Here is a 14015-nt window from a genome sequence, read left to right as displayed (position 1 = left end):
TTTACGGTACTAACACTTGTTCATCGCAAGTTCTTAGTATATCCTTGCGCTAGAACAATTTAAAGGACTCACCACATGATCCCTCGTAAACTAACGCTAAAAAACTTTTTGTGCTACGGCGATACCGCACAGGAAATAGATTTTAAAAATTATTCCCTCATCTGCCTTTCAGGCAAAAATGGCTATGGCAAATCCGCTTTGCTTGATGCCATGACGTGGGCTGTGTGGGGGCAAGCGCGTAAAGTAACCGGCGCCATAAAAGCCGACGACGGCTTGTTGCGCCTGGGCCAGAGTCGCATGATGGTGAGTTTTGAATTTGAACTGGGCAATAAGCGCTACCACGTACGCCGCGAATTTGCCAAAACCTATGGCAAGCCCTATGCCGCCCTGGACTTTGAAGTTTTTGAAGAGCAGACACAGCGCTTTGTTTCCTTAACCGACAAAACAATTAAACAAACACAAGACAAAATTGACGCAACAATCGGCTTAGATTTTGATACGTTTCTTAACTCAGCGTTTTTACGCCAAAACCAGTCTAACGAATTTTCAAAAAAAACACCCAAAGAGCGTAAGCAAATTTTGGCCAACATTTTGGGCCTGAGCAAATACGATCTGTTGCAGCAAGCAGCGTTGGACAAAGCAAAAAAATTTATTGACGACATCAAGTTTATTCAAAAGCTGCAAGAACAGTACCTGCTTGAGCTTGAAAAAAAACCACTTGTTGAACAAACGGCCAGTGATACCAAAAAAAATCTTATCACACTCAGCTCTGAGCTTGACCACCAACACAAGCAATTAATTGCCTTACAGCAGCAAGAGCAGCAACTGGTTGACCAACAACGCCAGTACGAGTTTTTGACGCAGCAGAATGAAACCTTGGCCAAGAAAGCAGTGCTCAAAAAAACTGAACTCTTAGAACTTCGCGCCGCCTGGCAAACGGCACACCGCAACGCGCTGCACCTGCCCGACACCAAAAAACTGGATGTCGAGAAACAACACCTGCGCGAACAAGAAAAAATTTTTATTACACAACAACAGGCTGGCTTAACCCTGCACGAGCATATTTTGCAAAAAAAAGAGAGCTACCAAAAGTTGGCACAGGCTTGGCAGCAAGAACAGGAAAAAACCCTACAGGAGCTGCGCCGAACACGCGAACGGGCTGAACTTGAAGCAAAGCACTTGGCAACACAACTGGCCAGCAAGCAGCGCGAAACAAGCGAGCGACAAGCTTTGCTCAAACAAACAAGCGACTCGATTAAAGAACTTGCCCTCAAACTGCAAGAGAAGCAGACCTTTACACAACAATTTCAAGCACTCAAAAGCCAATTCGACAAACGCCGCACGTTTTATAACACGCTGGTCCAGCGCGGCAATTATGCCAAAAACACCATTAGCGAGCTTGATCACAAAAAAAAAGCAGTCGACGACCAAACAAGCCCTTCCTGCCCACTCTGTTTACAAATTTTGACGGCAAAGCGTAAGCAATTTTTGAGCGTGCAATTTAGTAAAGAAGATGATTTTTTAAAACACCGACTTACCCGCGTTGCAACAATTATTAAAAAACTTAAGCAGCTGTTGCTCACGCAACACGAGCAGATGCAGCAACAAACGGCCAAAGCAGAGCAGTTTGCACATCTGCAGGCACAACACGACGAGCTGATAAAAAAAGAAGCCCAGCTAGCACAGGAATGCGCGCAGCTTGAGCAAGCGACTGCCCTGCTGCAACAACAACATGCTCAACGTGAGCAGGAGTGTACACAACTAACACAAGCGTACGAAGAACAAGAAAAAGCATTTGGCAAAGACAGCCCCAAAGCCAAAGAACTTGCGTTACTTGCACAAGAAATTAAAAAATTAATGACCGAAAAAGAACAGACTGCTCTTGACCACAATGCGTATGCCAAGCTGCAAGAAGCGATTAAAAAAATTGAAGTAGCATGCCAACAGGTACAAGCAACGCAACACGATCTTGGCAAACAAGAAAGCCGCAAAGAACGGATTGGGCAGATTTGTAACGAACTAAAAGAGGACAAGCAACAGGCAGCCGAGCTTGAAAAGCGCATTAAACAGCTTGCGTTCAACCCGCAAACAGCATTGGCCATGAGCACGACCATTGCCAATTTAGCACAGCAAGCAACAACACTCTCGCAAGAAAAAGAGCGTTTATTGCAAACGCTGGGCCGCTTAGAAAACGAGTTACAGCGGCTTGAAAAGGTTAAAAAAGAACAGGCCGAAAATATTAAAAAATTAAATAATCTTGAAGAAGAACGCGATGAATACCAAGTTATTGCGCAAGCATTTAGCAAAAACGGTATTCAGGCGCTGCTGATTGAAGAAGCTATTCCTGAAGTTGAGGAAGAGGCAAATAACATTCTTGCCCAACTAACCAACAATCAATCGCAAATTTTTATAGAATCACTGCACGATCTCAAAAGTGGTGGCGTTAAAGAAACGCTCGTGATAAAAATTTCTGATGCTGCCGGCATGCGACCGTACGAAATGTTTTCGGGCGGCGAAGCGTTTCGCATCGACTTTGCCCTGCGCATCGCCATTTCTAAATTGCTAGCACGGCGTGCGGGCACCGCACTGCAAACACTCATTATCGACGAAGGGTTTGGCTCGCAAGACGAAGAAGGCCTAACCAGACTCATGAATGCCATTCACGCAATCCAAAATGATTTTTCACGGGTTATTATTGTTTCACACTTGCCAGAATTTAAAGATAATTTCCCCGTCCACTTTATTGTAGAAAAAGGACCGAGCGGTTCTCAAGTTCACATTGAAGAACGCGGCTAGACTGCCACCCAAATAATCTCTTTTTTTTGAACATTTGATTTTAGCAACACAAGAACGCTACCATCATTCTTCACAGGGTTGAAAAGTTTTTTTTAAAAGGAGATTTTTATGTTTTCAATGTTTGGAAAACCAGCAGAAGCTGTTTCTCAAGGAGTTGGTGGGGCAATGAGCTCTCTCTACAAAATGATTATGGGAGCAGTTATTCTTAAAATTGCTGTAGGAATAATTATTGTTGTTGCCATTGGCGCTATTATTTATTGGGTTTTAAAAACATGCAATCACAAGAATAAGCGTAAACGATAGACATGAAAAAAGAGGGGTCGGTATCTGACCGATACTTCCCCCCCCCAAAAGAAAATAGGAGTAATAAACTCATATTACCAAAGCCAATTACGCTGTCAAAAGCTGCCTTAAAAAGCACCCAAATACCCTTATTTTGAAGGATTAAACGGTGAAAAGGACCAACACTCCCCCCATTTTTAACGTCTTGCTGCTCTTGGCAGCCTTCTGCCCCCTTGCCCTAAAAGCTCAAAAACTGAGCCCCAACCCAGCAGCCAATGAGATTGTTTTTGGCCAGTCGGGCACCTTTTCGGGCTCTTTGGGCCTGTACGGAAATATTATAAAAAATTCAATCGAACTTTGTTTTAGGACCACAAACGAACAAGGGGGCGTGAACGGAAAAATGCTACGTCTGGAAAGCCTAGAAGATAATGGCGACCCAGCACAAGCAGCCAGCAACGTTGCTACTTTGCGCACCAAAGGCATTGATATGTTTTTGGGCTCCATGGGCAGCCGCAGCATAGTAAAGCTTTTACCACAAGTTGAAGCCAACGATATCGCTTTATTCTTTCCGTGGGGTAGCAACGCACAGCTCAGAAACCAAAAACTTTCAAGTGTTATTAACGGCCCAGGTCTTTTAGAACCACAAATAAAAGCTTTAGTCGACCATATTGTTAATAACGTTAAACAAAAAAAGATCGCCATTTTTTATGCTGATGACGATTTTTCGACCAGTGCAAAAGATGATTTGGTAGCCCAACTAGGCAAGCACGGCATTGTGCCAACGGCACTCACGTCGTACAATCGTTTTACTATGGACATTATTGCTGCAGCAGAACCGCTCATTCAACACGACCCAAAGCTGGTAATCTGCATTGCCACCAGCATGCCAACGGTACGCTTAATCAAGCATTTTTTTGAACGTGGGCACTATGCAACAACATTTTTTGGCATCGATTCAACATTATTTGTGGGCAACATTTTGCAATCAAAAGGCATTGATTTTGCCTACACATCAGCCACACCAGACCCTGTTACCAGCCAACTGCCCATTGCACAGCAGTACCGCGAAAACTTACAAAAATATATGCCAACCGAAACGCCCAACATTCTTTCGTTTGCTTACTACCTAAGCGCTACGCTTATTGTTGACGCACTCAAAAAACTAGACGGCCAGATAACTAAAGAAAAAATAATTAATCAGATCGAAACCATGCGTAATTACAATCTTGGCGGTTTTATGATTAACTTTGACGCATCAACACGACACGCTTTCGGAAATGATGTTTCGTTGATAAAAGGATAAGCAATGTTTGATTCACTGTTTGAAAAAACACGTTATGCCAAAGTACAGCTCATAGCAACCACTTTGGCAGCTGTATACATTTTTTTCGTGATTTTAATACAATATCGTCAAGAATTTTATCCAGAACCAATCCCCACATTGCTTGAAGTCAGCGCCGAAGAAAAGAAGCTTGCTTCTCGCGTAGAAACTGGCATACACATCAACAATTTTCAAGAATTTTCTTTTACTAAAAACAAATTTATTATGGACGCTATTGTATGGTTCAAATTTGCAAAAACTACTGAATCGCTAGCAACACTGCAACGCTTTATCATTAAAAATGGGGAGCTTCTTGAAACTGAAAAGCTTATCATGCTTTCAGAACCTATCATCAAACTCATTGGCAATGATGTGCTCATCTGCTTTCATGTGTACACAAAATTTATGGCCAACATCCACTATAAACGCTTCCCCATCAGCGATCACCGACTCAACATCGTACTAGAAAACCGCTCGGTTACCGCACGCGAAATGTATTTTGAATCATCACCAGAAAACATCGCCCTCTCAGACGACATTTTAGTAAGAAATTGGGAGCCAAAAGCTAAGCATACGGTAACTGGCTTTACACAAGCTAACCTTAAAGCATCTGAACCTGCTATGGAAATTAACTATCCAACCGCCGTTTTTTCTATCGATTTCAAAAGCATTGGCGCTCGTGATGTTATTTCTTTGTACTTCCCACTCTTTGTTATCTTTTTCATTGGGCTACTTTCGCTGACTATCAACATTATTAACTCAGTACGACTTGGCATTATCGCTTCTTCACTGCCTGTTTTGGTGCTTTTTAGAATGGTTATTGACAACACATCTCCTACCGTTGGCAATACTACTCACATTGATTTTATTTTTTATGCAATTGTATTTTTATCACTACTCATATTATTTTTCCAAACATATGTCATGCTTGAGCTCCAACGTATTAAAGACATAGAACCAGGCTCAACAACTGAAGCAGCTATGGATCGCCTTGAAAAACTCAACAATCATGCATTTTTTGGCATTATATTTTTGCTTTTATTCCTGGTGACATACAATTATTTCAGATAATTGTATGTCACCAAAAAAAATTTAATACCAAGAATCAACATGCTCCAAGCTGCCTAGCCACCCGCCATACTGCGGTGCAAAATATTGCCGCGACTGTGCTGCCAAGGTACGAAAAAATGGATGCCTCTCATCAACAGTCAACCCATCAAAAGCCCCAAATGGTAATGTTGATTTAAAAACAAGCTGTTTGTCGGCCGAATAGGTAATAATAAAGGTATCGCGTGCAAGCTCGCCACAATTTGCCTTATGAATACCATTAGTATCGAAAAGAAAAATATCACCAGCCTTGCCCAGCGCCTTAAAAATAACCGGTTCTTTACCAAATTTCTTTCTGTAATAGTCCAAATCCCCCGACGTTCCAATATATGTCTCAAAATCGTGTGAAATAGCATGAGAGCCAAGAACATACGACAAATGACGCGACCGCTCTTCAACATCGCCCAGTAAAATCATCATTTTTACACGCTGGCCGGATTTGTCATGATGCCATTTAAATATACTGACTTCCTTGCCACCTGGCATATAATGCGTTGCCCAGCCTTTTACAATATAACCAACCTTCTCCAGATAATTATTAATCACCGAACAAACCAATTCATTACAGCAAAAATCTACTAATGTTTGTGATAATTTAAATGGGTTATTACAATGGTAAAGATTGGTTTCAGGATCATAGTAATCATCGCGTCTTTTTTCAACGTTAATCCCTCGTGCTCGCTGGTCATCCATTGAATCTACAAATTTTTGAAAGTCTTTCTGTAATTGCATCACCTCGGCGTCACTAAGAAGGCCAGAAATACGCACAATACCATTTTGATTAAGCGCTTCAAGGTAAGCAACACCCTGCTCGCCCAACCGATCATCAGAAAAACCAGGCTCTGGCAGACGTTGATAATATTCACGAACGCCATGCAAAAAAGCTCTGGATAAATTTTCAAGACATCTCACGTCACACAAACCGTAGCGCATAAGCAAAGCAACAATGCGGTGGTCTGCATGCTCACCCCTGGCCGCCATGGTAAAAAGAGATGCGTCAAATTGCTGGTCCTGGCACAAACGGCTTTCAAGCAAAACTTTTACACGTTCATAGTCACCTCGTTTTACCGCACCAACCAAATCATTTGACTTCAACGTTGTCGTAAAAATACCAAGAACAAAAAAATTGATGCCAAAAAAATTCACCCAACGCTTGAACTTTTTATTCATAATTCCTCCTTACACAATCCTTTTTAAAAAAACCACCGACATGCTAAAAAACTTTTATTATCAAGTCCTTGACAAAGCTTTGTCATTTTAATTAACTTTTCATAATGTTGTCATGGATTTTTAAAATTGACAAAGATAGGGAGGAGAACACGCGGAGGACAAAAAAGTTTTCTGTTCAGTTATGGGTAAGCAAAGACTTTATAATTAAAAAAGGGAGACATATTTATGAATATGAAGAAAATTTTAGCTCTTGCACTCGCATTTGCTGTTTCACAATCAGGAATCAGTGCCGACACTGGACGTTTGATCAACACCAATGAACAACCACGCAAATTGTTTACTAAAAACGTTCAAGTTGGTCAAAATGATCAAGGCGAAGAAAACAGAAAAAACTTTGAATCAACCGGCAAAGCATTCTTTAGAAGAGGCCTTGCGATTGGTTCTGGTGGCAATATTAACGAGCAAGGCGTGTCCACCTGCGGTAAGCGCGAAGAAGTAATGAACATGCCATTCAACCCATCAACCCAACTTATTTGTGTTGAATTTTGCGATTCAGGAGAAAGTGAAGGAGGCGCAGTTATTGACAGACTAACTTATTGCGGTTCAGCTACAACTGAAGACAACGAATTTTCTCAAGCAATCGCTCCAATTATAACCACCGTTGATCGCATCTATCTTAATAACGGCACCAACGTCAGCAACTCATTCCGTGGCAACGAAGACGATTTCATGGAAACAATAAACACCAATCTAGGATGCGAGGCACAAGACTGTGACAGTTTCTATGGAACAAATCTTAATAACATCAGCTTTAGCGAACACCCAATACCTCATGTAGCCGGCAACAAAAAAGTCTACATTGGCCTTTATCATGACGACGAAAAACAATTTTATTGCCAACAATACCCATTCGTTTTCCAAGATGGCGGATGCATATTTATCAACATTAGAAGCTGCAATCTTAAAAGCGTCACCGTTGTTGATCTTCCAAACGAAAACTTCACCTCCTTCCAAACAATTTTGCAAGAAAAAATTAAATATCAACTCTCAGGCTATAGCATTTTCCAAATCTGGGCAATTGCCGACGCAATTGTAGCAAACAACTACGCTACAACATTAACAAACTTACTCATCACCAACACTGAAGAATCAGTAGCCGAAGCTTGCGCATACATACAAAATCTCGCTTGCTACATGTTTGGCTGCTAAGCGCTCAATAGCTTTGACACACGCAGTATTTTTCAAATCTAGTCGGGGCAGGTACAGCAGTGCCTGCCCCGATTGACATAAACAGGTTAGTTACAAAAAATAAGGACACATGCTATGAAGAATTTATCAGTAAAGATTGTGCTTTTGAGCATAATTGCTCTCTCACTACCAACTGCACACTCAAAAGAAGAACTACGCTTGGCAAAAACCGATCTTCAAGTTCTTTCCAATAATATTCAAATTGGGCAAAACAACGCGGATAAAAACAGAAGAGACTTGGAAGTTACCCGTGAAACATTTTTGCGTAAAAACCTGGTAATTGGCAGTGGTGGCAATATCGAAACCCCAGCTACCCAAAACAATCCCGAAGTTAGAAATTGCGGCTGCGCGCGCCACATTAGTACATTGGACTTCAATCCAAACACTCAACTTTTGTGCATCGAATTTTGTACCAATGACTCTGACAGCAATGGTGCTTGGGTCAATTTAAATTTCTGCGGCAAAGCAGTCCCTAGATATCAACAAGAAGAACTTGAATCGATAATTCCAATATCTTCCACTTACACACGCCTTTTCGTATCCAGTAGCGATCCTGAAGATGACAGCTATCTTTGGGCAAATTCTGAAGTTATTCGCGATGACCAAGGAGAGAACAACTGTCCATATGGTACCTGCATTTACTCTTTTTATTTTCAGCAAGCACAATATCCGTACAAAACAGGACCATGCGTAGATAGCACTAAAGTATACATTGGGCTTTTTGATGACGATGACAACGAATGGGCCTTTTATCTTCAAGATACCTACGACTATGTCTTTCAGTCTGGCTGCCTCTTTGCAGATGTTATATCGTGCAACATCAAACACGTAAGCGTTGTAGACATTCCTCAAGAATTTTTTGAGTTTGACTCTGTCTTACAAGAAAAAATCAGATTTGTTGTAGAACAAGAAAACAGCAACGTTTTCCAAATATTCGGCGTTGCACATTACATAGCAATAACCGAAGGCCTTGAAAGCGCACTGACCGCACTGGTTAATGGCAACGAGTCAGAAGTAGAACAAGCTTGCAACCAAATTTATGGCATCTGGCTTAATTTGTATGTTTGTGATTAAACGCATGTTAACGCTTTATCTCAAGTAATCATGGTAAAAAATTGACATACGTATCTAAACAAAGCGAGGCAGGTGCACACAAACACCTGCCTCATTTACTATCATAGAAAGACACACTTATGAAAACTATCTATTCAAAGATTATCCTTTTAAGCATAACCAGCTTAACCCTTCAAGTAGCCCATGCAGAAGAAGGTATTACGCGGCTCTCACCAACTGATCGTTCTATTTACGAAAAAAACATTCAAATTGGCAAAAATGACCAAAATAAAAACCGAAGAGACCTAGAAGTTACCCGCGAAACATTTTGTCGCGGCAAGGTTGTTGTTGGCAGCGGAAGCAATGTAGATATCGAAAACAATAGAAATTGTGGCTGCAACCGGACAATTGTTGATCTTGACTTCAATCCAAACACTCAGCTTTTGTGCATAGAATTTTGCAATAGCAACGCAGACACTAATGGCGCTTGGCTCAATATAAATTTTTGTGGGAAAGCAATACCACGCAAAAATCAGTGCTATTTAGACCCAATAATTCCTATTTCTTCTACTTATACGCGCCTTTTTGTTTCCAGCAGCGACCCCGCAGATGATAGTTATCTTTGGGCCAACTCTACCGTTATTCGCGATGACCAAGGCAATGACAACTGTCCAGATGGTACCTGCTTATACAATTTTCGCTTCACAAGAGCACAATATCCGTATATTCCAACGCCAAACACACCAAGTACCAAAGTATATATTGGCCTTTACGATAACGACAGCTCAGACTATGCTTTTTATTTAAAAAACTGTTATGACTATATTTTTCTTAAAGGCTGTCTTTTTGTAGACGCTGTTTCATGCCAAATCAGACACATAAGCGTTGTTAACATTCCACAGCATATTTTCTCGTTTGAGCAAATACTTCAAAACAAAATCATCAACATCGTATGCAACCAAGAAGGTAGTAATGTCTTCCAGGCATTTGGTGTTGGAAAAAAAATTGCTGAAACACAAGACCTAGCAACAACACTCACCAATCTCCTTTTGGGCTCTGCAACACAAGTACAAAACGCATGCAATCAAATTTTGGCTCTCTGGCAAGAGCTCTATATCGTTGTAACATAAAAACAAATCGATGCTTGCTCGATAAAACCTGCATCGATAAAAACCACAGGGAAAAACACATATGAAAATTTTTTCTTCAAAAATTATACTCTTGGGCATAATCATACTAACGTTACCAGCAGCACACTCAAAAGAAGAAGCACTGCGCTTGGCAAAATCAGATCTTCAAGTTCTTTCCAACAATATTCAAATTGGTCAAAACAACTTGGATAAAAACAGAAGAGATCTGGAAGTTACACGCGAAACATTTTTGCGTAAAAACCTGATAATTGGCAGTGGTGGCAATATCGAAACCCCAGCTACCCAAAATAATCCCGAAGTTAGGAATTGCGGCTGCGCGCGCCACATTGGCACACTTCCTTTTACGCCAAATACTCAACTCTTGTGCATCGAATTTTGCGATAATGATCAAGACAGCAACGGGGCCTGGCTTAATATGGTTTTTTGCGGCAAAGTAGCACTACAAAACCAAAACCAAGAAGAAGAAGAAGAAGAATCTCTCATTCCTATTTCTGCAACCTACACACGGCTTTTTGTATCAAACTCTAACGTAAACGATAGCTCTCTTTGGGCAAATTATACGGTCATTCGCGATGATGAGGGAAGTGACAACCCTCCATATGGAGCCAACATCAGCTCTTTTGATTTTATAAACAGCCAGTATCCTTATCCAATTGATTCTAAAGTATATGTTGGCCTTTACGACGACGATGACAACGACATAGCATTTTATACCAAACAATACGACTATCTCTTTCAAGAAGGCTGTCTCTTTGTTGACTCTACATCATGCAATATCAAAAATATAAGCGTTGTTGATATCCCACAAGATTTTTTCTCGCTTCATCCAGCCTTGCAAGAAAAAATTATTTACGTAGTAACAGTAGTTGAATGCGGCAACATTTTTCAAGTCTTTGGCATAGCACACTTGCTAGCAATGTACCCAGAACTTGTGGACATGCTGACTGAGTTTCTTCTTTCTGAAGACGAAGACTTGATAAATGAAGCTTGTTACTTCATTTCTATCATTTGGTACTATTTATATGTTGCTATGATTATCTAAAATCAAGTCTTACTAATAAAAAAGGGCTGTCGATTTTGACAGCCCTTTTTTATTAGTAAACAGTTCTACTTTTTTGATGTCTTCTTTTTAGTCGCCGGTGACTTTTTAGTCGTCTGTTTTTTCTTCTTTTTTGGCGCAACCTTGCGCGTTCTAAACGGCGATTCAGTTAACGCATGCTTTAAAACATCGTCAATAGTTGTTGCATAAATAATCGTCAGCTTTGCATCAAGTTCATTTTTAAACTCTTGCACATCTCGCTCATTTGCCTTAGGCACAATAACCGTCATTTTGTCAAAACGTATCGCTGCCAACAACTTTTCTTTAAGACCACCAATCGCCAAGACACGACCATTCAAGGTAGCCTCACCCGTCATAGCAACATCTGCTTTTACCGGAATTTTGGTCAATGCAGAAATCAAACCAGTTGCCATCGTAATACCCGCCGAAGGTCCATCTTTTGGAATAGCTCCTTCAGGAATGTGGATGTGAATATCAACGTCGGCATAGAAATTGTCTTTAAGCCCAAAGTCTTTGGCTCGTGAACGCGTATAGCTCATAGCCGCTTGGGCCGATTCTTGCATAACTTCACCAAGTTGACCCGTAAGCGTTAACGCTCCTTTGCCCGGCAAAATAGTTACTTCTATTTCTAAAACATCGCCACCAACTTCTGTCCATGCCAAGCCGGTAACCAGCCCAACAGCATTTTCGGCTTTAGTATCTGGTCGGCGAAACGGCGGAGAACCAAACCACTTTTCAATAAGCTCGTCAGTAACTTCAACCGTTGTACATTTTTTATTGCTGAGCATTTCTTGAATACACTTACGCGCTACCTTTGCCAATGCACGCTCAAGCTGGCGAACACCAGCTTCTTTAGTATATTCATCAATAACTTTGATCAATACTTTGTCTGGCATATTTATATGCGAAGTCTCAAGAGCATGCTCTTTAAATACCTTTGGCAACAAGAACTTTTTGGCAATTGCAATCTTTTCTTCAAGCGTATAGCCAGAAAGATTGATCATTTCCATGCGATCGAGCAATGGGTACGGAATATTGTCTGCCACGTTGGCCGTAGTAATAAACATAACCTTAGACAAGTCATAACCAACTTCTAAAAAGTTATCTGAAAAGTCTTTGTTTTGCTCTGGATCAAGAACTTCAAGCAATGCAGATGCGGGATCGCCCCTAAAATCCATAGCCATTTTGTCGATTTCGTCGAGCAAAATAATCGGATTAATAACACCAGCCTTTTTCATAACTTGAATAATCTTACCCGGCATAGCACCAATGTACGTTCTACGATGTCCACGAATCTCTGCTTCATCACGCATACCACCCAGCGAAATGCGAACCATTTTGCGGCCAAGCGCATCGGCAATTGATTGAGCAAGAGAAGTCTTACCAACACCCGGAGGGCCTGCTAAGCACAAAATTGGGGCACGCTTAAGCTGATCTTTGGCAAACTTGCGAGCAGCCAAAAATTCAATAACACGCTCTTTTGGTTTTTTCATGCTGGCATGAGACGAATCAAGCATCGCTTCAGCTTGTTTTAAGCTTACCGTATCTTTAGTTCCCTTGTGCCATGGCAACTCGATAAGCCAGTCAACATAATTTCTGCTCACCGAAGCTTCTGGCGAAGTTGGCTGCATTTGTTCAAGACGCTTAAGTTCTGCATCAACCTTTTCCATAGCTTCAGCAGGTAACTTGCATTTATTAGCACGCTTACGCAAGTCAGCAATCTCAAGCTGATAATCTTCGCGACCAAGTTCGCGCTGAATAGCACGCATCTGTTCGGTAAGATAGTAATCACGCTGATGCTTTTCAACTTGGCTTTGTACACGCTTACGAATACTTTTTTCAGCCTTTAAAATCTCAAGTTCACTTCTCAGCAAAACCGCCAAGCGCAAAGCACGTTCTTTAATATCAATAGTTTCTAAAATTTGCTGACGTTCGTAAAAATCAAGGTGCATATGCACCGCAATTGTGTCAGCCAGATAGTCAAGATCTTGTGGTCCTTTAAAAAGTCCCAAAACATCGGTAGACATTTTTTCGTTCAAATTGACGTACTCTTTGAATAGCTCATAAAGATTACGCCACAGGGCTGTGTTATCGGCAGAATCTTCTACCGGAACTGGAATTAAATCTTCAGCCAAAACACTCAAATAATCGTCTGAATTGGTAACTTCAACAATGCGTGAGCGCGCCAAACCTTCAATCAAAATTTTCAGCGTGCCATTGGCCATGCGAGCAACTTGCAAAATATGCGCACGCGTCCCATAGTCAAAAAGATCTTCCTTGCCAGGCTTATCAACATCTGAAGACCGCTGAGCAGTTACAAAAACTTGCTTATTGGCAGCCATGGCAGCATCAACCGCTTTAATTGAAAAGTCGCGACCAACAACAACAGGGATTATACTCTTGGGTAATGCAACAAGATTACGCAGGGGCAAAACAGGCAAAACAACCTGACTACCCTTTTCATAGCCTTGTTCTATTCCGTGATTATCAGGTTTCTTCATGTTTTATTCTTAATTTTATTAGTTTTAGTAATCAACATACGTTTGAACCCTATGATTTTACAACAATAAAATAGGCTTGTAAATACGAGAAAAAAACGACTAGATCGACAAAAAGTCACCCCATCTTACAAACAAGCCTGCACCAACAAAGCACAAATAGTATTCTACCTGAAACAAACACCCTTATTTATACGAAAAATCAACAACAATCAACAAAATCCCCACTTTTTCCAATTGACTTTATACCCGAGCACTTTATACTGAAACTATCTAAAACATAGGACTTGTAGGCCCTTTTATTTAATTTCACCACCATAATGAAGTTT

10 protein-coding genes are annotated in these 14015 nt (G+C 40.9%); 8 read left to right on the top strand and 2 right to left on the bottom strand.

What is annotated here, in order from left to right; all coding sequences use genetic code 11:
* Window positions 1–75 precede the first annotated feature (75 nt).
* The 4 genes from K2W90_03310 (at window position 76) to K2W90_03295 (ending at window position 5470) form a co-directional block, all read left to right on the top strand.
* A complete protein-coding gene (locus K2W90_03310; GenBank protein MBY0353366.1) occupies window positions 76–2796 on the top strand; it encodes an SMC family ATPase in 2721 nt (906 codons plus the stop codon).
* Window positions 2797–2904: 108 nt separating this feature from the next.
* Window positions 2905–3099, top strand: coding sequence for a hypothetical protein (locus K2W90_03305; GenBank protein ID MBY0353365.1), 195 nt, complete (start codon window positions 2905–2907; stop codon window positions 3097–3099).
* Between the two features lie 148 nt (window positions 3100–3247).
* Window positions 3248–4381 (top strand): ABC transporter substrate-binding protein, encoded by a 1134-nt coding sequence (locus K2W90_03300; protein ID MBY0353364.1) that lies wholly within the window; start codon window positions 3248–3250, stop codon window positions 4379–4381.
* 3 nt (window positions 4382–4384) lie between these two features.
* Window positions 4385–5470, top strand: coding sequence for a hypothetical protein (locus K2W90_03295; GenBank protein MBY0353363.1), 1086 nt, complete (start codon window positions 4385–4387; stop codon window positions 5468–5470).
* Window positions 5471–5491: 21 nt separating this feature from the next.
* On the opposite strand, the gene K2W90_03290 is transcribed toward K2W90_03295, so the two are convergent.
* On the bottom strand, window positions 5492–6676 hold the full coding sequence (locus tag K2W90_03290; GenBank protein MBY0353362.1) for a phytanoyl-CoA dioxygenase family protein: 1185 nt from the start codon (window positions 6674–6676) through the stop codon (window positions 5492–5494).
* Window positions 6677–6901: 225 nt separating this feature from the next.
* Between K2W90_03290 and K2W90_03285 the strand changes: the two genes are divergently transcribed.
* The 4 genes from K2W90_03285 (at window position 6902) to K2W90_03270 (ending at window position 11170) form a co-directional block, all read left to right on the top strand.
* Complete coding sequence (locus tag K2W90_03285; GenBank protein MBY0353361.1) at window positions 6902–7885, top strand: hypothetical protein; 984 nt, start codon at window positions 6902–6904, stop codon at window positions 7883–7885.
* Window positions 7886–7999: 114 nt separating this feature from the next.
* Window positions 8000–8998, top strand: coding sequence for a hypothetical protein (locus tag K2W90_03280; protein ID MBY0353360.1), 999 nt, complete (start codon window positions 8000–8002; stop codon window positions 8996–8998).
* Window positions 8999–9117: 119 nt separating this feature from the next.
* On the top strand, window positions 9118–10107 hold the full coding sequence (locus K2W90_03275; protein MBY0353359.1) for a hypothetical protein: 990 nt from the start codon (window positions 9118–9120) through the stop codon (window positions 10105–10107).
* A gap of 61 nt (window positions 10108–10168) precedes the next feature.
* Window positions 10169–11170, top strand: coding sequence for a hypothetical protein (locus K2W90_03270; GenBank protein ID MBY0353358.1), 1002 nt, complete (start codon window positions 10169–10171; stop codon window positions 11168–11170).
* 65 nt (window positions 11171–11235) lie between these two features.
* Here K2W90_03270 and lon read toward each other — a convergent pair whose 3' ends face one another.
* Complete coding sequence (lon, locus tag K2W90_03265) at window positions 11236–13689, bottom strand: endopeptidase La (GenBank protein MBY0353357.1); 2454 nt, start codon at window positions 13687–13689, stop codon at window positions 11236–11238.
* Window positions 13690–14015: the final 326 nt, after the last annotated feature.

This window comes from Candidatus Babeliales bacterium (genome assembly GCA_019749895.1).
Classification (GTDB): Bacteria; Babelota; Babeliae; order Babelales; family RVW-14; genus AaIE-18.
Note: the sequence above shows the minus strand (reverse complement) of the source record. Positions and strands in the feature narration are given on the sequence as shown.